At 40.4% G+C, this 24,706-nt stretch carries 21 protein-coding genes and 1 rRNA gene; 3 read left to right on the forward strand and 19 right to left on the reverse strand.

Features of this window, described 5'->3' with window-relative positions:
- Nucleotides 1-172 (reverse strand): 16S ribosomal RNA (locus tag B5D46_RS08020); the annotation flags it as partial.
- A 433-nt stretch (nt 173-605) separates the two neighbouring features.
- On the opposite strand from B5D46_RS08020, the gene B5D46_RS08025 reads away from it, so the two are divergent.
- The gene (locus B5D46_RS08025; protein WP_159443062.1) at nt 606-1,589 is read left to right on the forward strand and encodes a galactose ABC transporter substrate-binding protein; all 984 of its coding nucleotides are present in this window, start codon (nt 606-608) and stop codon (nt 1,587-1,589) included.
- A gap of 32 nt (nt 1,590-1,621) precedes the next feature.
- Here B5D46_RS08025 and der read toward each other — a convergent pair whose 3' ends face one another.
- The 7 genes from der to rlmN form a co-directional block, all read right to left on the reverse strand.
- Nucleotides 1,622-3,376 (reverse strand): ribosome biogenesis GTPase Der, encoded by a 1,755-nt coding sequence (der, locus tag B5D46_RS08030; RefSeq protein ID WP_078929017.1) that lies wholly within the window; start codon nt 3,374-3,376, stop codon nt 1,622-1,624.
- 97 nt (nt 3,377-3,473) lie between these two features.
- A complete protein-coding gene (locus B5D46_RS08035; RefSeq protein ID WP_078929018.1) occupies nt 3,474-5,015 on the reverse strand; it encodes an outer membrane protein assembly factor BamB family protein in 1,542 nt (513 codons plus the stop codon).
- Nucleotides 5,016-5,052: 37 nt separating this feature from the next.
- Entirely contained in the window at nt 5,053-5,754 is a 702-nt protein-coding gene (locus B5D46_RS08040; protein ID WP_078929019.1) for a YfgM family protein, read from the reverse strand.
- Nucleotides 5,755-5,766: 12 nt separating this feature from the next.
- On the reverse strand, nt 5,767-7,047 hold the full coding sequence (hisS, locus tag B5D46_RS08045) for a histidine--tRNA ligase (RefSeq protein WP_078929020.1): 1,281 nt from the start codon (nt 7,045-7,047) through the stop codon (nt 5,767-5,769).
- A gap of 16 nt (nt 7,048-7,063) precedes the next feature.
- Entirely contained in the window at nt 7,064-8,149 is a 1,086-nt protein-coding gene (ispG, locus tag B5D46_RS08050) for a flavodoxin-dependent (E)-4-hydroxy-3-methylbut-2-enyl-diphosphate synthase (RefSeq protein WP_078929021.1), read from the reverse strand.
- A gap of 20 nt (nt 8,150-8,169) precedes the next feature.
- Nucleotides 8,170-9,906: a RodZ domain-containing protein gene (locus B5D46_RS08055; protein WP_159443063.1), complete on the reverse strand. Its 1,737-nt coding sequence runs from the start codon at nt 9,904-9,906 to the stop codon at nt 8,170-8,172.
- Nucleotides 9,907-10,063: 157 nt separating this feature from the next.
- Nucleotides 10,064-11,161: a dual-specificity RNA methyltransferase RlmN gene (rlmN, locus tag B5D46_RS08060; protein ID WP_031492330.1), complete on the reverse strand. Its 1,098-nt coding sequence runs from the start codon at nt 11,159-11,161 to the stop codon at nt 10,064-10,066.
- A gap of 341 nt (nt 11,162-11,502) precedes the next feature.
- On the opposite strand from rlmN, the gene B5D46_RS08065 reads away from it, so the two are divergent.
- Nucleotides 11,503-11,736 (forward strand): hypothetical protein, encoded by a 234-nt coding sequence (locus B5D46_RS08065; protein WP_078929023.1) that lies wholly within the window; start codon nt 11,503-11,505, stop codon nt 11,734-11,736.
- Here B5D46_RS08065 and B5D46_RS08070 read toward each other — a convergent pair.
- From B5D46_RS08070 to yajC, 8 genes are all read right to left on the reverse strand, one after another.
- Entirely contained in the window at nt 11,733-12,458 is a 726-nt protein-coding gene (locus B5D46_RS08070) for an NAD-dependent deacylase (RefSeq protein ID WP_031492331.1), read from the reverse strand. The genes B5D46_RS08065 and B5D46_RS08070 overlap by 4 nt on opposite strands.
- A gap of 136 nt (nt 12,459-12,594) precedes the next feature.
- Complete coding sequence (locus B5D46_RS08075; RefSeq protein WP_078929024.1) at nt 12,595-13,920, reverse strand: hypothetical protein; 1,326 nt, start codon at nt 13,918-13,920, stop codon at nt 12,595-12,597.
- On the reverse strand, nt 13,920-15,104 hold the full coding sequence (locus tag B5D46_RS08080; protein WP_078929025.1) for a cysteine desulfurase family protein: 1,185 nt from the start codon (nt 15,102-15,104) through the stop codon (nt 13,920-13,922). The genes B5D46_RS08075 and B5D46_RS08080 overlap by 1 nt, the downstream gene beginning before the upstream one ends.
- A gap of 8 nt (nt 15,105-15,112) precedes the next feature.
- Entirely contained in the window at nt 15,113-15,457 is a 345-nt protein-coding gene (locus B5D46_RS08085; RefSeq protein WP_031492334.1) for an ArsR/SmtB family transcription factor, read from the reverse strand.
- A gap of 23 nt (nt 15,458-15,480) precedes the next feature.
- Nucleotides 15,481-16,383, reverse strand: a complete 903-nt coding sequence (locus B5D46_RS08090) for a hypothetical protein (RefSeq protein WP_078929026.1) — start codon at nt 16,381-16,383, stop codon at nt 15,481-15,483.
- 98 nt (nt 16,384-16,481) lie between these two features.
- The gene (gene secF, locus B5D46_RS08095) at nt 16,482-17,390 is read right to left on the reverse strand and encodes a protein translocase subunit SecF (protein ID WP_078929036.1); all 909 of its coding nucleotides are present in this window, start codon (nt 17,388-17,390) and stop codon (nt 16,482-16,484) included.
- 49 nt (nt 17,391-17,439) lie between these two features.
- The gene (gene secD / locus B5D46_RS08100) at nt 17,440-19,314 is read right to left on the reverse strand and encodes a protein translocase subunit SecD (protein ID WP_078929027.1); all 1,875 of its coding nucleotides are present in this window, start codon (nt 19,312-19,314) and stop codon (nt 17,440-17,442) included.
- A 66-nt stretch (nt 19,315-19,380) separates the two neighbouring features.
- Nucleotides 19,381-19,731 (reverse strand): preprotein translocase subunit YajC, encoded by a 351-nt coding sequence (gene yajC, locus B5D46_RS08105; RefSeq protein ID WP_031492338.1) that lies wholly within the window; start codon nt 19,729-19,731, stop codon nt 19,381-19,383.
- 571 nt (nt 19,732-20,302) lie between these two features.
- Here yajC and B5D46_RS08110 point away from each other — a divergent pair.
- Entirely contained in the window at nt 20,303-20,968 is a 666-nt protein-coding gene (locus B5D46_RS08110; RefSeq protein ID WP_078929028.1) for a hypothetical protein, read from the forward strand.
- 55 nt (nt 20,969-21,023) lie between these two features.
- Here the strand turns inward: B5D46_RS08110 and mmuM are convergent, their stop codons facing one another.
- The 3 genes from mmuM to tgt form a co-directional block, all read right to left on the reverse strand.
- Nucleotides 21,024-21,959, reverse strand: coding sequence for a homocysteine S-methyltransferase (mmuM, locus tag B5D46_RS08115; RefSeq protein WP_078929029.1), 936 nt, complete (start codon nt 21,957-21,959; stop codon nt 21,024-21,026).
- Nucleotides 21,959-23,392: an alanine/glycine:cation symporter family protein gene (locus tag B5D46_RS08120; protein WP_078929030.1), complete on the reverse strand. Its 1,434-nt coding sequence runs from the start codon at nt 23,390-23,392 to the stop codon at nt 21,959-21,961. The genes mmuM and B5D46_RS08120 overlap by 1 nt, the downstream gene beginning before the upstream one ends.
- 191 nt (nt 23,393-23,583) lie before the next feature.
- The gene (tgt, locus tag B5D46_RS08125; RefSeq protein ID WP_031490504.1) at nt 23,584-24,699 is read right to left on the reverse strand and encodes a tRNA guanosine(34) transglycosylase Tgt; all 1,116 of its coding nucleotides are present in this window, start codon (nt 24,697-24,699) and stop codon (nt 23,584-23,586) included.
- Between the last annotated feature and the right edge of the window lie 7 nt (nt 24,700-24,706).

Below are 24,706 nucleotides of genomic sequence, written 5' to 3' on the forward strand. Positions count from 1 at the left end.
AGCAGTCGTTTCCAACTGTTGTCCCCCTCTATCAGGTAGCTTCCCAAACTTTACTCACCCGTCCGCCACTCGTCATCAGGAAAAGCAAGCTTTTCCTATGTTACCGTTCGACTTGCATGTATTAGGCCTGCCGCCAGCGTTCAATCTGAGCCATGATCAAACTCTTCGATAAAAAAGATTTTGATTTAAATTTTTGATAGTCCTTCAGCTCTTGCCTTCTCTATCTTTTTGTTTCCCTCTTCCGAGGGCCCACACAGATTGTCCGTACTTGTTTTTAAAGAACTTTTAAAACGCTTGGTTTTATTTGTCGTTGTCGTTCGTGACAACGGAAATGCATTATAGACTTTTTTTGACCCATGTCAAATGTTTTTTAAATTCAATTTCTAAATAACATTCAAAAACGAATGATTTTTGAAGAATAACTTAAACATTTTATTAAATAAATATCTTTATTTTCAATAAGTTAAAAATTTTATTAAAATTATTAAAAAAAATTTAGATTTTTTTTATTTTCCAAATATTTGACCACACCGAACGAAACGAACTGCCTTTTAAAAAATTTATCTTATACTTCAAAGAGAAATAGCGGTTTTAGGAATATGAGTATGAATTACGTACCTTTACTAAAAAAATTTTTATTATTTTCTGTTGTATTTTCTTTACCATCTTTTGCATCAGGTGATACAAACTGTTTCTATATTTCTTTAAAGCCAGAAATTATCGCCAAGACAGATGCGTTAATTAAAACCTATGGTAAAGAAAAAAATATCAGCTTTATGACTCACGATGCCAAAAGCAACTCTCTAAATCAGGTCATGCAGATTGATAGTGATTTTAAATTTGCATCCTCAACCATCGTAATTACCAATGACACGACATCAGCTCAGAATGCAATTACATTAAGTAAAAAAAATAAAACGCCTCTTGTTTTTTCTCTTATTAAGCCTCAGGTTTCTTTCCTCTCGTATCCTAAAGCATGGTTTGTTGGTCCAAATGAATCTCTAGCAGGATTTATGCAGGCCGATATGCTTCATGAATATATTCAGAAAAAAGGCTCAATCGATAAAAATCATAACAAGATCCTTGATATCGTTGTTATCAGAGGAGAGAAAAGTAATCCTGATGCAATAACCAGAACAACATCTCTAATGTCCGGACTGATAACACATGGCTATATCCTTCCTACACTCTCTGACACATACGGCAACTGGGATTATGATGAAGCCTATAACATCATGCAAATTCAGATAAAAAAACTGGGAATAGGTAACATTGAGGCGGTTGTTGCAAACAGTGATGAAATGGCACTTGGTGCCTTAAAGGCCTTGCAGGATTATGGATACAACAATGGGGACTCGAATAAATTCATTCCTGTTTTAGGTATTGGTGGAAATAACGATGCAATCAAAGCAATTGATGAAGAAAAAATATCTGGCACGGTAATTCCAGATCTGGATAGTCTTGCAAAAATAACAATTGAGCTGATAACGGATAAAGATTTAACAGAACAGAAAATCAGAGATACTTACAAGCTGAAAGTAGAAAACAGAAATGTGCTTGTAAATTATTCTGAAAAGAAAAACTTTTAAGTGTCCTCAGTTTTCTGAGGACACAGAAAATACTACTTCTTAGATTTTGAAGAAGTATTGGTTGTGGTCTTCTTGCGAGGACGCTTAGCAAGAACAAGACCAGAACCTTCCTTCTTAGCCTTGGCAATAAGCTTACGTTCTTCCTTGTCCTGCTTAGCCTCTGCTCTTGCCCACATACGCTCATTTGCAGCCTTTCTGCGCTCGGCTCTCATCTGAGACTGAGTCTGACGTTTCTGAGCTGGCTTCTCGTTTGCGTATGGGTTTTCACCTTCCTTGAAATCAATAATCACAGGCGAGCCCATAATGTTCAGAGACTTTCTGTAACAGTTGATTATGTAACGCTTATAGGCATCAGGAACCTTTGATACCTTGTTTCCATGAATAATGATTCTTGGAGGATTGTAACCACCTGCATGAGCAAACTTAAGCTTGATTCGTCTGCCGCCTGAAATAGGAGGTTCATGCTCTTCAATTGCAGCTCTTAAGATTCTGTTGAGCAATGAAGCACTATGACGAGTAGTTGCACCTTCATAAGCCTCATCAATAGAATCAAAAAGATTACCTACACCTGTTCCATGCAGAGCTGAAATGAAATGAACTCGGGCAAAGTCAACGAAACCAAGTCTTGCATTAAGCTCAAGCTTAATTTCATCCTTAACAGCCATATCCAGACCATCCCACTTGTTAACAGCAATTACAAGTGATCTTCCTGACTCAAGAATAAATCCTAACAGTGATAGATCCTGATCTGTAATATGAGCTCTTGCATCGATTACAAGCAATGCAACATTACAGTCTTCAATAGCCTTCAGAGTCTTAACAATTGAGAACTTCTCAATAGCTTCAGAAACCTTTCTGCGTTTTCTTACACCGGCGGTATCAATAACGATATATTTCTTATCGCCTCTTTGCAGAGGAATATAGATTGAGTCTCTGGTTGTACCTGGATGATCAGCTACAATAACACGGTCTTCACCTAAAATACGGTTAGTCAGAGTTGATTTACCAACATTTGGCTTACCAACAATTGCAAACTTGATTGGAAGATCTGCAAAAGGAGTATCTCTGCTGTCCTCTGTTGGAGAATCTACATCTTCACCCTTCATACGGGCTCTGAATTTTTCCTTGTGTTCGTGCCAGTCAAAACCGCCACCAACCATGTCTACAGGAACATTCTCAAGGAAATCATAACTTTCATCCCACATCTGAGCTTCTTCCTCAAGACGCTGAGTCTCGCGCTCTTCAAGCTCTTCAGGGGTTAAGTCACAGTCCAGAGGTCCTTCCTCTCGCAGCAGTGGAGCAATTACGTCTTCAAGAACATTTGCAATACCACGACCGTGAGCAACGGCTGTAGGATATACCTCACCTAAGCCTAAAGCATAAAATTCTGCACCTGCTGTTTCAGGATCTAATCCATCAACCTTATTGGCGATGATGGCACACTTCTTTCCTGAACGGCGGATATAGTCTGCAACAGAGTAGTCTCCAGGAAGAATACCTGCTCTTGCATCCAACATAAATAAAACCAGGTCGCACTCATCAATAGCTAAAAGTGCCTGGTTGGTCATTCTTGAAGTTACTTCTTCAGGCTGGTTCTTCGCATCCTCTGCAATACCACCTGTATCAATAACAACAAATTCGCGACCTTCATATAATGCTCTGCCGTATTTTCTGTCACGAGTCAGACCTGGAAAATCAGCAACCAGAGCATCACGGGTCCTAGTAAGTCTATTAAAGAAAGTAGATTTACCCACGTTTGGGCATCCTACTAAAGCAATTACCTTCATAACATTCCTTTGTAAGGCTGGCTTACTACAAGTACTTAAGGGGCATCAATGCCCCTCATATCACATCAAGAATGAATCATGCTGTTTCACAACAGTATTATTTAGAGTCATCCTCAACAAACTCAACATCCGAATCAGACTTAACACCTTCACTTGGCATTAAACCGAAACCAGATAACTCCTCACGCTTCTTACGCTCATACTCTTTAACTTGTTTCTCATATTCAGCCTTACGACGCTGATACTCTCTATACTCAGCCTCAATTCGACGCTGTTGAGATTCAATCTGAGCAACAATCTTACGAGCTTCAGCTCTACGCTTTTCTAAAGCTTCTTCTGTTATACCTGAACCTGCAATCTGAGGTTTCATGGACTGAGCAGCCATTAGAGCAGCTGCATTTCCTGAAACGGCTTCAGCATCGGTATAGTTCTTCTTGGCAACAACAATATGCTGCGGATCAAAACAGAAAACGTCCACATCACCAGATGATGAATATACAACCAGAGAGTTACCTACAACCAGTGGTGCGACATAAATCGGATCTGATGATACAGAAATCTTGGTTAGAATCTTTCCGTTATTTAAATTTAAAAAGTAAACGTAACCTTCAAGATCACCTACAACCACAAAGTTACCGTAAATTGTAGGAGCTGTTACATTTCTATAGCTCAACTGTGTATTTGACCATACTTCAACATTGTCTGAACGTCTTACACAGTAGATATGACCATTATCACCGGTAATCACAAAGAAATTGTCATCATAGGCAAGATCTTTTGATGAGTGATAAGCCAGTCTTCCTGTAATAGCATTCTTTGCAAATGAGTATTCAACAAAACCTGCATTATATGCGGTTGTATACATCTCATTTCCCAGAAGCAATGGTGTAGAAGAAACATCAGACATTCTGTCTAAATCAGAACTTCCGTTGTTCTGTCCTACAACAACCTGATTTAAAACAAATCCGTCAAGCTGGCTAATCATCAGAACACGTCCAGTTGGAGTTCCAACAATCACCATCTCATTGCCAACAGCAAGAGGCTTTGACTGTGAACGTAAATGCAGATTATCGGTATTGTCTCCTGATACCCAAATTCTCTCCTTCTTCAGCAGGTCAAAGGCATTTAATGAGCCCTTTGCATCAAGAACAAAGATCTTTGTACCATCTGCTGAGAAAGCTGGTCTGGTCAGGACTTCAAGTCCCAGATAGTACTTGAAGTAAATGCTTCCGTTCTGACGGTTCAGCACATAGATATATCCATTTTCAGAACCAACAGCAACGTACTGTTCTGATGCTGACATACCGCCATTCAGACGGGAAGAACGTTTATTATCGTTCTCTTTCTCATCGCTTAAATCAACAGTCCAGATTTTCTTGCCGGTTGAAGCGTCGATTGCATAAACTTTTCCTTCACGACCTGCAACATACATCGAATTTCCATAAACACATGGAACAAGCTGTGAAAAGAATCTATCTGTGCCCTGAGTTCCAACAGACCAGACATGGTCTACCTTGAAAGCATTATCAATTTCAGGAGACTCAACAGGAGCAAATAAATCCTTGTTTGAACTACAGCCGGCAATAGCAAATGCAAAAGCTGTAAGAGCAAACATTTTTAAAAGTTTAGTTTTTAACATAATTACTCGACGCCTTAAATTTGTTCAGATCGCTATATTATTTTTTTATCTCTGCTGCTGATTTTGAGATTTCCTCAGCTAATACCTGAGCTCTCTTGTAAGCTGGAGTATCACCATCGTGAATCAGATTATCAGCCTTCATCTGGAGTAGAGGATTGATAGCAATCTTTTTCTGCTCACAGACTTCAAGTGCCTTTAAGTAAGCATCATGAGCCTTGTCCATATCCCCCTTAGAGTAGTAAACATCACCTAAAGTTTCATATTTTTCTACTGCATAGGCCTGGGTTTCAACACTTTCAAGTAGAGAAACAGCTTCGTCAAACTTCTTCATCTGAGCAAGAACATGAGCCTGAACAAACTTTGCATTTGGAGATACAAGTTCCCCGCCGTTCTTAACAGCAAACACAGCATTATCCAAAGCCTTGTCATATTCACCTGCTGCAGAATTCATGGCAGCAAGATCCAGTGACAGTAATGAACCGTATAGATCTTCGTGCTCTTTGATAAATGATTCAGCTAAAGCTACAGCATTTTCCTGCTTTAAGGAAAGCTTGGTCTGAATAGTGCTCAGCTCGTATGCCTTTCTTGCAGCTTCATCATGCTGATAGTTCTGGTACTGTCTGTAGCCAATCATACCACCTAAAGCAATAACAATACCTAAAGCAAGAGATTTCCAGTTTTCAGACCACCATTTTCTGACAACTTGCTCTCTCTCATGATCATCTGTTAAAACGTCCATTTTTATTCCTTATTATTTATTTAGCAACTTCTTGATTGCATCTGCAGCCTGAGAAACAGGATATTCTACCTGAGGAGCGTCCTGATTTAACATATCTTTTATGGTTACAGTATTATTTGCAATCTCATTCTCACCGATAATCACAGCAACCTTGGCGCCACACTTATCAGCTTTCTTGAACTGTTTCTTGAAATTACCGCCACCGCAGTGATTTCTAATTCTGTATGAAGGAAGATTTTCTCTTAATATTGAAGAAACTTCCAGCATCTTAAGCTCAGAATTCTCACCAGATCCCACAACGTAAACATCAAGGCTAGGATCTGCCTTAATCTTGCCTAAGGTAGTCAATAATAGAATCAGTCTTTCAAGACCGATACCGAAACCAACTGCTCTGGTAGGTGCACCGCCAAGCTGCTCAACTAATGAGTCATAACGGCCACCGCCACATACTGTGCCCTGAGCACCTAAAGCAGTGGTTACCCACTCAAACACAGTCAGATTGTAGTAATCAAGACCTCTTACAAGTCTGTCATTCAGAACATACTTGATTCCCATGCCATCAAGCATCTTTCGTAGTGAATCAAAGTGAGCCTTTGTCTCTTCACCAAAGAAATCAGATAGCTTTGGAGCATCCTTTAGGATCTCAATAACCTTTGGATCCTTGGTATCTAAAACTCTTAATGGGTTGGTGTGAGTACGTCTCTTGCAGTCCTCATCAAGGTCATCATAGTGAGCCTCAAGGAACTTAACAAGCTCCTCTCTGTAGGCTGCGCGCTCTTCTGCAGAACCTAATGAATTCAACTGAAGTTCAAGATCATTCTCAATTCCGAATTTCTTCCACAGAGAATAAGTTAAAGAAATGATTTCAGCATCAATATCTGGACCGTTAAGACCAAAAACCTCAACACCCATCTGGTGGAACTGACGATATCTGCCCTTTTGAGGTCTCTCGTGTCTGAACATTGGTCCCATGTACCAAAGACGCTGTTCCTGATTATAAATCAGACTATGCTCAAGACAGGATCTTACACAGCCGGCAGTACCCTCTGGTCTTAGAGATAGATTATCGCCTGATCTGTCCTCAAAGGAATACATCTCTTTTTCAACAACATCGGTAACTTCACCAATTGCACGACAGAACAGATTTGTCTTCTCAACAATTGGCATACGAACTTCATCATAACCATATGAGTTCATGGTTGAACGAAGAACCTTTTCTACCTGCTGCCATACAGAAGTATCCTCAGGTAGAAGATCATTCATGCCTCTAATAGCTTGAATCATTGCAGCCATTTTTTATTATTTTCCTTTATTTATTTTTTAATCTTTCACGAACACGCTTTTCAATAATATCAATTGCTTCTTCGTTAGGAATTTTACCCATTAGGACGCCATCTTCATAAATAAGAGATCTGCCCTTTGCTCCACCGCAGACAGCAATATCAGAATGAAGAGCCTCACCAGGACCATTTACTACACAGCCCATAACAGCCAGCTTCAATGTTCCCTTAACATCAGAAAGTCTCTTCTCAAGAGTTGCAACAGTGTTTACCACATCAATACCGCGTCTACCGCATGTAGGACAGGCTACGATATCAACACCTCTGGAACGAAGATGCATACTCTTTAAAATAGCCCAGCCAACCTTAATTTCTTCAACAGGATCTGCTGCCAGAGAAACACGAATGGTATCACCAATTCCCTGCTTAAGCAGCCATGAAATACCAATTGAAGATAAAACTGTACCGCCAGTTAAACCACCTGCCTCGGTAATACCAAGATGCAGAGGAGCATCAGTCTTAACAGCCAGCTTCTCATATGCCTCAACACACAGATTCAGTTCTGAAGCCTTTACTGAGAAAGCATAATCAGAGAAGTTATGCTGATCGAGAGTTTCTGCTGCTCTTAATGCAGCATCAACCATTGCATCAGGACAAGGAGCACCGTATTTTTCTACAAGGTCCTTATCTAAAGAACCGGCATTAACGCCCACACGAATTGGAAGACCGTGGTCCTTTGCAGCCTGACATACAGCCTCAATTTTTTCATGAGAACCGATGTTACCTGGATTGATTCTTAAAGCAGCAGCACCTTTCTTTGCACATTCAATTGCAATTCTGTAATCAAAATGAATATCAGAAACAATAGGCACCTCAACAGATTTTACAATCTGCTCAAAGGCATCTACCGCAGCAAGAGTAGGTACTGTAACACGAACAATGTCCGCACCTGCGGACTCTAAAGCTTTAATCTGAGCAACAGTTGCCTCAACATCCATGGTATCGGTTGAGGTCATTGACTGAACGGAGATGGGAGCATCTCCGCCTACTAATACATTTCCAACTTTAATCTGACGGCTTTTACGTCTGATTATTGGTTGTGCTTTCCATTCCATAATAAAAAAACGTTACCTCATTAACGGGTTGGAAGAGCAAAACTTACCTGCTGAGCACTTGGAACAGCAACACTTGTACCCATATATGAAATTCTTACCTTTGAAGAATCAGATACGCTGATCTTTAAAGGAGGAATACCTGTTACCTTAATAGTTTCACCACTTGAGAAATTACCCTGCTTCAGAAGTTTGCCGTTGCCGGTAACCTTGATTGCAACATCTCCGGTAACCTTGATAATAGCAGTATTCATTGACTCAAACGGATCGCGTTTTCCGTTCAGACGAACAGAAGATGAAACATCTCTGGTTGAAGCAGAAAGAGTTGCCTTTGAAGCAGGCTTTTCTACAGTTTCATTCTTTGGCTCAACACTCTTTGGAGCCTGTTCCTGTACTGCAGGTGTATTCTTTACAGAAGATGCAGTCAGAACATTGTCCTTTGAAGACTTAAGAGTTTCAGTCTCTGCCTTAACATTCTGAGCAGATTCTGCAGAATTCAGAGTAACACTCTTTAAGGTGCTGTTTGCTTCCTGAACAACAGTATCATCAATTGGCTCTACCTTTGATGCCTGAAGTTTCTTTGCAGCCTCACCCTTTACCTTAAGAGAGATATTAGTATTGGTTTTCTCAACAGCAGTATGAGTTCCAGCCTTTGCATCAATAATCTCATCGGAATTAAGATTCTTTGACTGCTCCTGAGCCATCAGAGTATTCATATCAACAGGCTCAGTAATAGGCTCCTCCTCGATTACATTTGTCTTCATCTTGGAGTTTTCGGTATCCATCAGCAGAGTACCTTCTGAATCTACAGAGGTCTCAACTGTATCCTCAATAACCAGAGCACCTGAAGTGCTGGTGTTTGAATTAGACATTACTGATGCAGTGATAGCTGCAGTTGCAATTACAAGTACGGCAGCACCAGCAATCATCAGAGGAAGCTTAAAGCTCTTCTTATTTGAGCTCTTGTCCTCACCTTTTTCAGCTGCTGCCTTAGCTTTCTGCTCTTCCTGCAGCTGAACATTTGCACGAACATTTTCCTTATACAGATCAACAAGTAATTCAGGATTAATGTTCACAAGCTTTGCATAGTTAGCAATATGAACAGAAGCGAACTGAACTGCAGTCAGCTGATTTAATCGATCATGCTCAATGTCACTTACTGAGTTAACTCTAAGATTCAGCTTATGAGCAACCTCTCGCTGAGACAGACCTAAAATCTCTCTTGCATGCATCAGAATTGCACCTGGACGATTTGGAACCTCGTCATCAGAGTAGGTGGTAGAAACAGGGACTCTGTCAGGATCATCTGCACCGGCAGACTCTGACTTTGCCTCCTCAACAGGTTCTTCCACAGGTTCTTCAGCTTTCTCATTCTGAGCATCTTCAACTGGCTCAGATACACTTTCAGGTTCTGCAAATTCTTCCTTAGGTGCTGCTGTTAATGGTTCTAACTGTTCAGTAACATTCAAAACCGCCTCTGAAGCAACCTCGGTTACTTCCTTTTCCTGATTTATGTTTGATTCGATTTCTTTATTCATTTTTTTTAGCTCTGGGAGGATGTCACCTAGTTTTGGACCAGAAGTGTCAATATCTGAGGTGATATTGGCAAATTCAGGTTCAAGTCTTGTTGATTCGTTTAGTTCCTCAATGTTGTTTTCTTCAACACTGGTCATCAGTGGTTCATTTTCCTTAAGAATATGAGCCTGACCTCTGGTTCTGTCATGTCTATATCTTGAAGCTTTTAATCTTTTTGGACTCATCAAGTAACAGTGCCTGATTATTTCTTTATTAAAACCAGGGCACTCCTCCATTCATTCTTAGTGTGCAAATAATGTATTCGTAAAGCCCTGCCGGGCAATATTAACAACTCTTGATTATATGAACCTTATATGATTCTTTTTTGAAACCAGATCTTTACTAGCAGGTCTTAGCTTCTATCTTCTGCTTTGCCAGCTTATCCTTAACCTGACCTGCAAGCTGACCGCATGCTGCAGATATTTCATCTCCGCGAGTGGTTCTCTTGATTACGGTAAATCCAGCATCAAATAAAACCTTATAGAATCTGTCGATTCTGCTGTTTGAAGGTTTCTTGTACTCTGAATTCTCATGCTCATTGAACGGAATCAGATTTACCTTGCAAGGAATGGTTCTTAATAATCTTACAAGTTCCTCAGCCTGTTCTATACTATCATTTATATGATCTAAAAGAACATATTCAATTGTGACGCGACCGCAATTTGCATTCGATTTATCTAGATAGTTTCTAACTGAGTCCAGAACTTCAGCAATAGGATACTTCTCATTTAAAGGAACAAGAACATTTCTAAGCTCATCGTTTGGAGCATGTAATGACAGGGCTAGAGCAACATCAAGCTTACCGGCTATCTTGTTGATTACAGGAGCTACACCTGAGGTTGATACAGTAACACGTCTCTTTGAAAGAGCAAAAGCATAGTCAGAAAGCAGAATCTCACAGACTTTGGTTACATTGGCAAGGTTTAAAAGAGGTTCGCCCATTCCCATCATAACCACGTTGGAAATTGGCTTCTGTTCCTGATTGTTGCTGAAACCAACTCGGGTTGAGGCACGGAACACCTGACCAATAATCTCATTTACAGTCAGATTTCTGTTGAATCCCTGAGCACCAGTTCTACAGAAAGAACATTTTACTGGACAGCCGACCTGTGTAGAAATACATAGAGTATTTCTGTCCTCTTCAGGAATAAGTACAGTTTCAACCAGCTGACCGTCACCAAGATCAAGTGCCCACTTGGTTGTACCGTCAGATGCCTTCTGTTCACTCACAATTTCAGGAGCTGTAATCACACATGTTTCTTTAAGCTTTGCTCTCAGATCCTTTCTAAGATTGGTCATCTTGTCAAAATCAGTTTCACCAAACTGATATACCCAGCGAAGGATCTGCTGAGATCTGAATGATTTCTCTCCAATTGATACAAAAAATTCACCTAATTCCTTAGGAGAGAGATTCATCAAATTAATTTTTTCTGTAGACATGTAGCTTTCTCAAAAATAATAATAATCAAATCCCATAATTATATCAGCATCAGTCCCGATTTAATCAAAAAACCTTGATCTTTATCGCACTTGAATCCTGACTTAGAAAAATATTTGCACATCAGTAAATTAGGACTATTTTCATACTTTAATGATTGTAGAACTGATAAAAAAAAACAAAAAAAATAATTGCAATCTGATTCAATCAGTACTTATAAGCAGATTCATGTAAGACAAATAAAAAAATTTATTTAGATATTAGTGTGTTAAAAAATCGCTTTTTGACAGATGAAAAATCAAGTCTAAGCTCTAAGTATAAGAATAAAAACGGGGGGCGTCGGATGTTTAAATACACAGAACAAACATCAAAAAGCAATTCAGCTAACAGCCTGTCCTGGCATAAGGATACAAAGAAAAAAAATGAAGAGTACTCATTATGGAATGAAATACTCTTTCAGTTTCGAGCCTTGCCAAGAGAGCGACAGGATGAGATCCTGATGAGGATCTACAAAAAGGTTTACGGAAATACCGCAAGAGCCAGAAAACTTTCCTTTATTGCTTCGGGAAGGTGTTAGTTCTTATACTCCCCGGTTTCAATCAGTTTATCCACAAATTCAGGTAAGGTCTGTGAAGCCTTACCGTATATTCCATATGTAAAGCTTGAACCTACTGCAGACTTTTCCAGATTAAACTCAACACAGGTTGCACCAACGCTTCTTGCCAGCTGGCAGAAGCCTGCTGCAGGATATACAACACCCGATGTTCCTATTGCCATGAATAGGTCGCATTTAAACAGAGCACTCTCAATCTCTCCCATTCTATATGGCATCTCTCCAAACCATACAATGTCAGGACGAAGCTTTTTGCTTCCGCATAGATTACACTTGGTTTCGGTTGATGAATCCTCAAGGAATCTGTAGCGGGCATCACAGTGCTCACACCAGATACTGTTCAGCTCACCGTGCATATGAATAACATTTTCTGATTTTGCCTTTTCATGAAGGTCATCAATATTCTGAGTTACGATTGTTACAGAGGAGCCCGGGTATTTTTTTGTGTACTCCTGCTGGAGTCTGGTTAAAGCCAGATGGGCTGGATTTGGCTCTTTGGTTTTAATAGAGCGACGCATCTTGTTATAGAACTCATGAACCTTGGTCTTATCCCTCATGTAGCCGTCATAGGTGGCAACATCCTCTACCTTTTCCTGCTCCCATAAACCTGTTTCAGATCTGAATACAGGAATACCAGATTCTGCAGAAATGCCTGCACCAGTCAGAACAACAATATTCTTAAACATAGCTCAACTCCTCTTGAATGTACTTTGAGTATATTCTTTTTTGAAGTAATGGAGAAAAGGAAGTTTGTGAAAGAAGTTAGGATTTGTAAAATTTAATGATGTAAATTTAGGGAGGCATTGGCCTCCCTAAAAATAATTAACGGGCACAGAGCCAGGTTGCAAGACCTAGAATTGTACTGCCTGAAGGACCTGCTGCCAGGAAAGGAGAGCCATCAGGAAGATAGGCAGATGAAAGATCAATATGTACCCAAGGAATATCCTTTTTGACAAACTGTTCAAGGAAAGATGCTGCAACAGATGATCCAGGAGCGCCTTCACCATGACCAGAGTTGGTAACAGTAGCACGGCGGGATGAAAGGAATCTTCTGTGATAAGGAGCTAGTGGAAGCTGCCAATACATCTCACCACACTCATCGAATGATGACTTCAGTTTTTCATCAAGAATTGTGTCACGGGTCAGTACAGAGAACATATCTCTGCCTACAGCAACCTTAGCGGCACCGGTCAGTGTTGCCATATCCAGTATAAATGCAGGATTATCGTTTGAAGCCTTTAAAAGACCATCAGCAAGTACAAGACGACCTTCAGCATCAGTATTGTTAATCTCAACACTGATATCATTTGGGTACTTAATGATATCTCCAGGAAGCATTCCCCTGCCGGAAACCATATTCTCAGAGCAGCACAAATACAGTCTGCATCTCTTCTTAAGACCAAGCTTTAAAGCCAGACACAAGGCACCTGAAAGATAGATGACAGCTGTCTTGTCTGTTCTCATGGTTTCCATGAATTTTTCAGGCTTTAAAGAATATCCGCCGGTATCAAAGGTAATTCCCTTGCCTACCATTGCAACATCAAGAGGAGCATTCTCATCAAGATTTGAAGGAATTACATCAATAATTCCCATGCATGGATCTTCATCTGATGCTAGACCTACCGCCTTAAGACCTATGCAGTTTTCAAAATCCTTATCTCCACGTTTGATTAAGGTCAGAGAAGCCTTTGCGCCGCACTCTGATGCAGCAGACTCAATTTCCTCGAATAAAGCTTTTACAATTGAGGTTGGAGTGCTGATCTTTGAATCAGTATCTGCAATTGCTCTGAACTTTGAAACTAGATTTGCCATAGATTCAACTTTAGAAAGCTCTTCTGCGGCTAAATCATATTCAATGCTGATATCATGAATTCCATCATACAGTGCTGTTACAAACCAGTAGAACTCGTTTGGAGAAAGCTTTACTTCTGAAGAAAGTCTGATTGAGAAACAGCCCAGAGAAGCAATGGTTCTTGCAGCGTTCTGATACCATTTAAAATCAGATGTGTTTACAAAAACGTCATAGCCGCCATTTGAGGATGGAACAAATCTGGTTTCAGCGTCAAATGGAGAATCAGCCTTTCCTTCCTTAAGATTGAAGGAAACAAGCTTCATCTCTGAAGCATAGTTAGGAAATAATTTAATCATTACTGTTTTACCTTCCACATAGTACCGGCTTCACGTAACTTAGGGATCTTTGTGGTAATCTCCTCAATTACGGTATCAATTTCACTGTCCTGAGTAAATCTTCCAAATGAAAGTCTGATAGATGCTCGGGCCAGATTATCTGAATGACCGATAGCCTTTAGAATATAAGATGGCTCAAGTGAAGCAGATGAACATGCTGAACCGGTTGAAGCTGCAATTCCAGAAAGTGTTGGAAGAAGCATATGTCCATCAATACCATCAAAACTTAAAGACAGAATATTAGGAAGACCTTCGGTTTTAGTTCCATTGATTACAAGACCAGGAACATCCTTGATACCCTCAATCAGTCTTGCTCTCATCTTTTCAAAACGAGCCTTATCCTTTTTGCCTTCAGTTCTCAAAATATCAAAAGCCTTACCTAAACCTGCGACTTCATGAGTAGGAACAGTTCCGCCTCTAAGCCCCTTTTCCTGACCGCCACCATAAATCTGGGCAAACAGAGGAATATTGGAGCTGCGTTTTACATATAGGGCGCCAACTCCCTTTGGACCGCAGACCTTTTCTGCTGTAAGAGAAACCATATCAATATCTGAATTGTCATAATCCATCTTCAGATATCCGATTGACTGTGCAACATCAGTGTGAAAATAAACCTGATGACGATGACACATTGATGCGATCGCATGAACGTCACTTACTGAACCTAAAACAGAATTTGCCTGAGCAATTGAAACCAGGAAAGTATCTTCAGTGATACTGTTTTCAACAGTTTCAACGTCAATTACACCGGAATGATCAGGTGTAAGGTAGGTTACTTTGTAGCCTTCCTCTTCCAAAAGCTGACAGGCTTCTAGAATTGCCTTGTGCTCAATCTTGGAGGTGATAATGTGACGACTCTTATCTCCTTTTTTTGCTAATCCCTTGGCCAGACCAAAGATAGCAAGATTATTGCTTTCGGTAGCACCTGAGGTAAAGGTAATTTCCAGAGGAGATGCACCAATAAGATTTGCAACTTCTTCCCTGGCATTCTCAACAGCCTCAGCTGCCTGCCATCCATAAACATGATCCTTTGCATGTGGGTTGGCAAAAGCACCTTCCAGAGACATGCAGTTAACCATTACCTCAACTACTCTCTTATCAGTAGGAGTAGCTGCTGCGTAATCAAAATAAACAGGTTTTGACATAAAAAAAATTATTCTTTGATGTGTGATAAAGCCAGAGCGAATACAGATTCAACATGAGAATCGTTTAAGGCATAAAAAACCTTGCGACCTTCTCTTTTTACTCTGACAAGTTTGTTAATTCTCATATATGCAAGCTGATGTGAAACTGCAGATTTACTAAGTTCAACCAGTGAAGCGATGTCACTGACACATAGCCATTTGTGCAGCAGAAGAGCATGCACCATATTCAGTCTTGTAGGATCAGAAAGAGCCTTGAAAAACTCACTCATTACCAAAGCATCATCTGAAGCAATCATCTGTGATTTAATTGCATCAATTTCCTCTGGAGTCAAATCTATTGCATTTTCAGACATACTTTTTTCCTGATATAGAGTAATTAGTCAGTAAGCTGATCAATTGATACAGCTCTTTTGAGTTTGTACTTTTTCTCTAGCTGCTGAGATTCGTAGATAGCAAGTCTATGCTCTAGGAAACCGAATTTCTTAGCTGACTGACATAGTTTGAAGTAATCGTATGCAAGCTTATCCTTACCATGCAGCTGCTTGAGCTGACCAAGATAGTAATATGCCTCGCAGAGATGCTCCTGGAACAGAGCCTCGTCATTCTTTATCTTTATAATGTCTGCAAACAGTTCGTCCTCAGACAGTTTGTTCAGATAAAGCTTGATGAAATTGAATCCCCAGTTATCAAGAGCCTTGGACTTCAATCTATATGAATCTTCATAATAAGAGGTTAATAGCTCATCAGCATAATCTTTTCCAAGATACTTTTCTGCTGCAAAATACAGACAGAGCATCTTGTATGGATCATCCGGTTCTGCCTTGTAGAATTCCATCATATCATCAAAGGCTAATTTGTAATGTCCTGTGTAGTACATGATTATGCCTCGATGAAGATAGATATAAGGATCGTCCTTGTCCTTGTTCAGACTCAGAGCTGCATCAAGTGAGTCTACAGCATCACCAACCTTTCCGTCCCTGTAAAAATAAGGTCCTAACACCTCATAAGGTCTATAGTTGTTTGGATTCTGAACCACTGAATTCATGTACATGAATCGAGCCATGGTTTCTAGTCCAAGGTCATCATAGATCGCACCGATATTATAGAAAAGTTCGGATTTTTCCTGAGCTGTTTTAGCCTGAGAATCCAGAGATACCATCAGAGTAGTGATTGCATTCTGTTCCTTGGCAAGCTGATCCTGAGATGGATTTGGGAAGTAAATGAATTTGGAAGGCACACTCATTGGTTCTTCTAATAAATTGGTATCAGAAGATGACAATGACGTACATCCTGAAATAGTCAATATTGAAAGAAGCCCCGCTGCTTCTATGAGAGCCCGGGGCTTAATAAACTTAAACATCAGCACCAGTTAATGATTTAGTCCATGGTCTCATAACCATCAGTTTCTTTCTTTTCTACCTTAACTGGAATCAGATTTTCACGCTTGATTCCAAGAATCAGAGCCCAGGTAGAAGCAACATAAATTGATGATATTGTACCAAATACAATACCAACAAATAGTGCTAAAGAAAAGCCATAAATCATTTCACCACCAAAAATCATCAAACTTACAACGGTGATCAAAGTTGTACCGGAAGTAATGATGGTTCTTGATAAAGTCTGAGTTAAAGAAATATCGAACAGTCTTGGCATCTCGGTATTGCGAGGGAGCTTAACAGCATTCTCACGGATTCTGTCAAACACAACGATCTTATCGTTCAGTGAGTAACCAACAACTGTCAGCACAGCGGCAAGAACAGTCAGATCATACTCAATCTGAAGAACAGAGAAAGTTCCCATCACAACAATAACGTCGTATGCCAGAGAGATAACTGCACCGGTTGCCATACGCCACTCGAAACGGAAGGCGATATAGGCAAGAATTGCAATCAGAGAAACTACGATAGCCAGAACACCGCTCTCAACTAGTTCCTCGCCCACAGCAGGACCAACGTATTCGTTACGGACAAGCTTTACTTCAGGATCAATAGTCTTTGATGCTGTGTAAACCTTGTTGGTAACAGTCTGCTGGTCAACACCGTCTTTAGGAGCAACTCTAACAACAACATTTCTCTGTGAACCAAAATGCTGTGTTGTACCGTTAATGCCCTCTTTTGCATATGCTTCCTTAACCTTGTTCAGGTCAACACCCTGGGTATACTCAGTCTCAACTACGATACCGCCGGTGAAATCAAGGCCCCAGTTAAGGCCCTTAACGCACATGCTAACAATACTACCTACAACCAGTAAAATACAAAGGATTTCAACTATTCCTTTGATTTTCATGAAAGGAATAACTGTATTCTCTTTAATAAAAGTACGCACAACAGTTCTCCTATATACTTAAGCTCTTAAGATTGCGTCCGCCCCAGATAATATTAACAACTGCTCGACATGCGGTTACAGCTGTGAACATTGAGCTTGCAAGACCAATCATTAAAACTAGAGCAAAGCCCTTAACAGCACCGGTACCAACCATAAACAGAATCAATGCTGTAATGAAGGTGGTGATGTTAGAGTCAGCGATGGTTACGAATGCTCTTGCGTAACCTTCATGAATTGCAGTCTGAATAGGACGGCCGGCTCTGATTTCTTCTCGAATTCTCTCATAGATCAGAACGTTGGCGTCAACTGCCATACCAAGTGTCAGAACAATACCGGCAATACCAGGTAAGGTCATGGTTGCACCAGGGATCAGACTCATAATACCAACAAGAAGAACAAGGTTGAAAAGCAGAGCTAAATCTGCAATTAAACCAAAGCCCTTGTAGTAGAAAACCATAAATACAATCAGGAATACGACACCGTACAGCATTGCATTCAGACCGTTTTCAATATTCTGCTGACCTAAAGAAGGTCCGATGGTTCTTTCTTCAACAATCTGAATAGGAGCAATCAGAGCACCAGCTCTTAAGAGCAGAGCAAGGTTGTGAGCTTCTTTTGGAGAATCCAGACCGGTAATTCTGAAATTAGAACCTAGACGAGCCTGAATGGTTGCAACGTTAATAATACGCTCAACCTTCTTGAACTTAGGCTTGTAGTTGGCATCACCTGGTTTTGGAGCATCAGAATCTTCTGATGGAAGAACCACGAACTCAATGAAGTTGGTAGCCATTGGTTTACCAATGTTGTCCTTGGTAAAGTTGGACATAATGCTACCGCCTCTTGAATCAAGAGAGATATTAACCTGAGGTCTGCCGTTCTCATCAGCACTTGAGCTTGCATCAACGATATGATCACCACTTAGGATAACCTGCTTCTGAACAACTACAGGATAACCGTTGGCATCGTTGATAACTTCTGAACCTGCAGGAACATGGCCTGCAGCAGCTGCCTGAATATCAGCTGATGAATCAACCATTCTGAATTCCAAAGTAGCAGTTGCACCCAAAATTTCCTTTGCACGAGCAGTGTCCTGAACACCCGGAAGCTCAACAACAAGACGGTCTGCGCCCTGTCTCTGAACTAAAGGCTCGGCAACACCTAACTCGTTAACACGGTTACGAATAATATTGATGTTCTGATCAACAGCATTGGTACGTACTTCTGACAGCTTAGCTGCGGTCATAGTAGCGCGAATGCAGAACTTGTCTCCGATGTCCTGGGCAAGAATATTGAAATCCTTATGACGTGACTCTAAAAGCTTCTTAGCCTCATCTCTTACATCAGCATCCTTGAACTCAACTAATACATAGTCACCCTCTGCCTTAATTCCTGACAGACGAAGATTATTGTTTCTAAGCTCGGTTCTGAAATCGTTGGTCAGCTGTGCTCTCATCTTCTTCATAGCTTCATCCATGTCAACTTCCATCAGGAAGTGAACACCGCCACGAAGATCAAGACCAAGCTTTAATGGATGCATACCTAGGGATCTCATCCATGCAGGAGTTGAAGGAGCAAGATTCAAAGCAACAATATAATTCTCACCTAACTGTGCACTTAAAATTTCACGTGCAGTTAACTGCTCATCAGTGTTGTTGAAACGAACAAGTAAAGATCCGTTTTCAAATTCGTAATTTCCGGAGATTTCCTTTGCATCAAGAACTGACTTGATTGAATCAATCTTTTTCTGATCTAATTCAACACCATGTGTGCCGGAAATCTGTAAGGCAGGATCTTCACCGTAGAAATTTGGTAAAGCATAGAAAAAACCAATGGCAATAATCAGAAATACCATTATGTTTTTCCATAAAGGAAATTTATTTTGCACTTATAGATACCTATAAACCAAAAAGCTGTAAGGCTTTCGCATTACAGCTTGAAAAGATAAAAGAAATTATTTTGACTTTTCTACAGAAACAGCTTCTAAAGTTCCCTTTGGAAGTACTGCAACAACGTAGTTGCGCTTGATCTGCATAACTTCACCGCTTGAAATTGAAAGCAGAACATACTCACGGTTGTCAGGAAGCTTAACGATACGACCTGCGATACCACCGTTAGTTAATACCTCATCGCCTACAGTCAGATTATCTAATAACTTCTGTAGTTCCTTGCGCTTCTTGTTATTTGGACGCATGAATAGGAAATACACTGCAATCATACAGATTGTCAGAACAATGATCATGCTTAGATCGCCCTGCTGAGCCTGTGCAGCTTCCTCAGCATAAGCTGTAGAGATAATACCCATTTATTTTTCCTTATAGTTTAAGTAGATATAGTTAAAACTTTAAATTCCGTAAAGCTCAAAGCTCTGCAGACGGTGTTGACAATATACTACAACTTTCTGAAATATGTCATTTTATCTCTATACAGACAATATTGAAATTAAATTTCAGAAAATTTTTATTGTCAGCTGCCGTTCCTCATAGTTCACCAGATGAGCCTGAAAACTACAAAAAATAGCAAAAAATCCATTCAAGTTGCACATTATAGCATTTAATTGAGCAACTCTAACATATACAACAAAGCTCTTTTTGTTTGTCACAGAACATCTCTTTCTCAAAACACATAACAGCTTTATATATCTACTCTTTTTAAGACCATACATTTGAAAATGTTGGTCACAGTCCTGCCTTTGAAACGACTGAATATAATCAGAGAATACTGGAATTTCTTTTAGGATGATTTCTCAAAAAATGTAATCATTTTCAAAGCATGTAACCTTTTCGTTTCTTATACTCAGATTGAACTTTATTTAAAACCAATGTTTATCGATGATAACTGTGTGTTTCTACTTACTTTGCGAGGCATGTGTAATCATGAAAAGATTCCTTTTTTATTTTATGATGCTTTTAAGCACCTGTATTCTGATTACAGGCTGTACAACATCAGATTCCAATGGAACTCCTAACGCAAATGAAGCAGTTTCACCTGATAACACACAATCCACCAAAAATACAATCTACATAGGTTCAATCTCCGATGTCAGAAAATTCCAGCAGAAATCTGACGATCGCTCCGTTCCGGTATTAGATACCACCAAGTTAGACAAAGCAAAGGTCATAGGAAAGAAAAGAAGCACCATTGGACTTTCAATTGGAACCTTATATCTTGATGATAATCAGACTGTCTCCGATTTTATAAAGGAAAGCTTCAAAAAAGCAGCCAAACAGAGTGGCTACACTGTAATTGAGAACAAGGCAAAAATCGATGAGAACACAGTTAGAGCCAATATTCATATTGTAAGATTCTGGACCTGGTATGACACCGGAGTATGGGACATAGATATCAGAGCTGAAATCGAAAACACCATAATCTTAAAGAGCAATGATCAAACAGAAAAGCTTATGGTTAAAGGTTCTGCAATAGTCGAGAAACCTATAGGAACAGATAAGGCTTACAATGCGGCTGTGGACACAGCACGAGACAATCTTGTAAAAGATATCAGATCAAAGCTTAGAAAAAGCGGAATGCTTGGAAAATAACGAATACAGAAATAGACAAGGCTCCTTGTATGGAGCCTTTGTTTTGTACAGAATACTAGTTTCTTGCAAATTCAGAAATTGCCCGGATATCCTCTGGAGTTGTTCTGCAGCAGCCGCCTATCAGGCGGGCACCAGCGTTATACCATGAAATAGCGCGCTCTGAAAAACTTACAGATCCTCCACTCCAGGTCTTAGTGAATGGATTATAGATTTCACCTGAATTTGGATAAACAATAACAGGCTTATCTGTTTTTCTGACAATATGCTTAATCAATGATTCAACATATTTTGGAGCTGTACAGTTAAGACCAACTGCCAGTACATTTGAAAACTCGTTAAGAGCTGATGCGCAGTCCTCAATAGAGGTTCCGTCGGAAATATGAGCCTCATCCTTGCAGGAGAATGAAATATAGGCAGGAACATCCAGCTTCAGATCATCAATAGCACCTAATATTGCCAGTGCTTCGGTCAGATTTGGAATAGTCTCACAGGCGAAAAGATCTGGTGATGCAGAAGCCAGAACAGCAAGACGTTCCTTATGGAATAACTTCAGCTCTTCTAAGCCTATCTTGTAGTCCCCGCGATACTCAGAACCATCCGCAAGATAAGCTCCATAAGGACCTACAGAAGCAGCTACAAGAGGCTTTTCCCTTTTTGAAGAGTCAAAATCAGAGGATTTCACAAACTCATCACGAGCCTTCACAGCAAGATCAACAGATAAAGCGATCAGAGAGAGAGCCTTATCCTTGTCAATTCCTTTCTTTGCAAATCCGTCTACAGTTGCCTGGTAGCTTGAGGAGATAATAATATCTGCTCCAGCTTTTAGATACATGTTATGAACCTTTTCGATCATATCAGTATGGTCAATCAGAGCAAGGGCTGACCATAGAGGATCTTTGATATCCAGACCGAGACGTTCAAGCTCAGTTGCAAAAGCGCCATCAACAACGACAAACTTCTGTCTGTTTAAATAGCTGTTAAAATCAATCATTATTCTTTCACCTCAGCTTTTCTGCAGTCAAATGATACTACAGGAGGATTCTCTCCCCTCTCCTGTGCCGGCAGGAATCGCTTGTAGAAATCATCAAATATTCTGAAGATTTCCTTGTGCTTAGCAGCAATAATAAACAGAGTTATAGCCACGTATACAGCAGATAGAATATCGGTTAAAGCCCATAGGATATCTGCCTGAACATTGTAGAAAATCACACAAGGGATCAGATAGTAAATCTTGTAGAAGCTCATCATCTTTTTATTGGTAGAACTGTCACCAAAGGCGTAGTTCACTGACTTCTCACAGGTATAGTACATACCGATTATGGTTGTCCATGCAAGAACCGCTACAGCAATTGCAGTAAGTTTACCACCAATTTCACCATAAACACTTGTGAAGGCTATGGTTGTAAGAGTACTTGAGGTAGCTTCCGATGTGTAATAGGAACCTGTCAGAATAATGGTAAAGGCTGTGATGGAACAGATAATCATGGTATCCAGGAATACTTCACCAAAGCCCCAGATTGACTGACGTACAGGGTGGTCGGTGATGGCACTGGCATGTGCAATCATGCCATAGCCGGTTCCAGCATCATTTGAATAGATACCACGCGCAACACCATACTGAATAGCATCCTTTACAGTAGCACCGGCAAAACCGCCAACAGCAGCAGTTGGAGAGAAAGCACTTACGATAATAAGTTCAATTACACTAGGGATTTCCTTAAAGTGAAGAATAATCACGCCAAGTCCCATCAGAATATACAGCATGGACATGATAGGAACTGCCTTTGACATCACTGCAGAAATACTGCGTAGACCTCCCCAGATGGTGAGCAGACAGGTAACTCCAATGATAATCACGGTTACAAGACCTGACAGACCAAAGGCCTCCTTTACAGAACCTACCACAGCCTCAGTCTGAACACAGCAGGTCCATGGACCTAGAATAAAACAGAACAGAGCCAGTACAACAGCGCCTTTCTTCCAGCCAAATGCATTTTTTAGAGCGAAGGATCGGTCGCAGACATACTCATCCATAGAGTTTTTATAGTGCTCACGATAACGCTGTCCGATAATGATTTCACAGGCTTTGGTGGACATACCGAAGAATGCAGAGAACCACATCCAGAAAAGCGCACCAGGACCACCACTTACAATCGCGGTTGCAACACCACTGATGTTACCTGTTCCGATAGTGTTGGCCAAAGCTGTACAGGCTGCCTTAAATCCAGAAATTGTTCCATGACCGGATGCCTTCTTCTCAAACATTCTCCCGTATGTATTCTTGATATTGAATAGGAATCTGAACTGGTATCTGAAGCGGAAACGAAGGGTAAGAATAATACCGGTACCGATTAGGATAACGGTCATACCTGTTCCCCAGAGAATGTCATCTAAGGCATACAGGAAATTTGCGATACTTTCCATATAAGCTGTCCTTGTGAGTATTTTGTACTGAGATTTTAAACAGATTAAAATTGAAATTGAACAGATATAAGGAAAAATGGAAGAAAAGCTCTAAAAATATGCAGAAAATGTAAAAAAAATCGGAAAAATGAAAATTTTTGCATAAAAAAAAAGATCTCCGAAGAGATCTTTTCTTAATTAAAAAACAAAAACTAAACTTTCTCTGGATAGCCGTAAACCTTGTAGAATTCCTCGGCAAACTGCTCAAGACGATCCTCTTCAATAGCCTTTCTGATATCAGCCATAAAGTGTTCATAGAAATGCAGATTGTGGATGGTATTCAGATGAGCACCTAAGATCTCATGACACTTGTCCAGGTGATGCAGATAAGCCTTTGAGTAATTTCTGCAGGTATAACATGTGCACTTCTCATCAAGAGGAGAAGTATCCATTGCATACTTGCTGTTTCTGATTCTTACAATGCCGTTTGAAGTGAACAGATGTGCATTGCGGGCATTTCTTGAAGGCATTACACAGTCAAACATATCGACACCGTTGAGCACGCCCTGAAGAATATCCATAGGTGTTCCAACGCCCATGAGATATCTTGGTCTGTCTTCAGGCATGATAGGAGCAATGTGAGATAAAGCCTTGTACATCACTGGCTTAGGTTCACCTACGGCAAGACCGCCGATAGCATAACCGTCAAAACCGATGTCAGTTAAGCCCTTTAAAGACTCTTCACGCAGAGCTTCATCAGAACCGCCCTGAATAATACCAAACAGAGAATTCTTATTGCCAAGACGGTTAAACTCATCCTTTGAACGCTTAGCCCAGCGCAGAGAAAGTCTCATGGCTCTTGCCATTTCCTCACGAGGAGCAGGAAGACCGATACACTCGTCAAACTGCATCACAATGTCAGAGCCCAGATCATACTGAATCTGCATAGAAATCTCTGGGGATAGGAAAAGCTTTGAACCGTTGATTGGGTGTCTGAACTTAACACCTTCCTCGGTAACCTTTCTGATATCTGAAAGAGAAAACACCTGGAAACCGCCTGAGTCTGTAAGAATAGGCTTCTTCCAGTTCATAAAATCATGTAAATCACCATGAGCTCTGATTACATCAGTGCCTGGTCTCAGCCACAGGTGGAAGGTGTTTCCAAGGAGGATATCTGCACCGATTTCCTCAACATTCTCTGGGCGCAGGCCTTTAACAGTACCACAGGTACCTACAGGCATGAAAGCAGGGGTTCTGACAACACCTCTGTCAAACACCATCTGACCTAAACGGGCCTTACCGCATTTTTTCTTTAATTCAAACTTCATAAAGGTC

It is taken from the genome of Succinivibrio dextrinosolvens DSM 3072, from assembly GCF_900167015.1.
Classification (GTDB): domain Bacteria; phylum Pseudomonadota; class Gammaproteobacteria; order Enterobacterales; family Succinivibrionaceae; genus Succinivibrio; species Succinivibrio dextrinosolvens.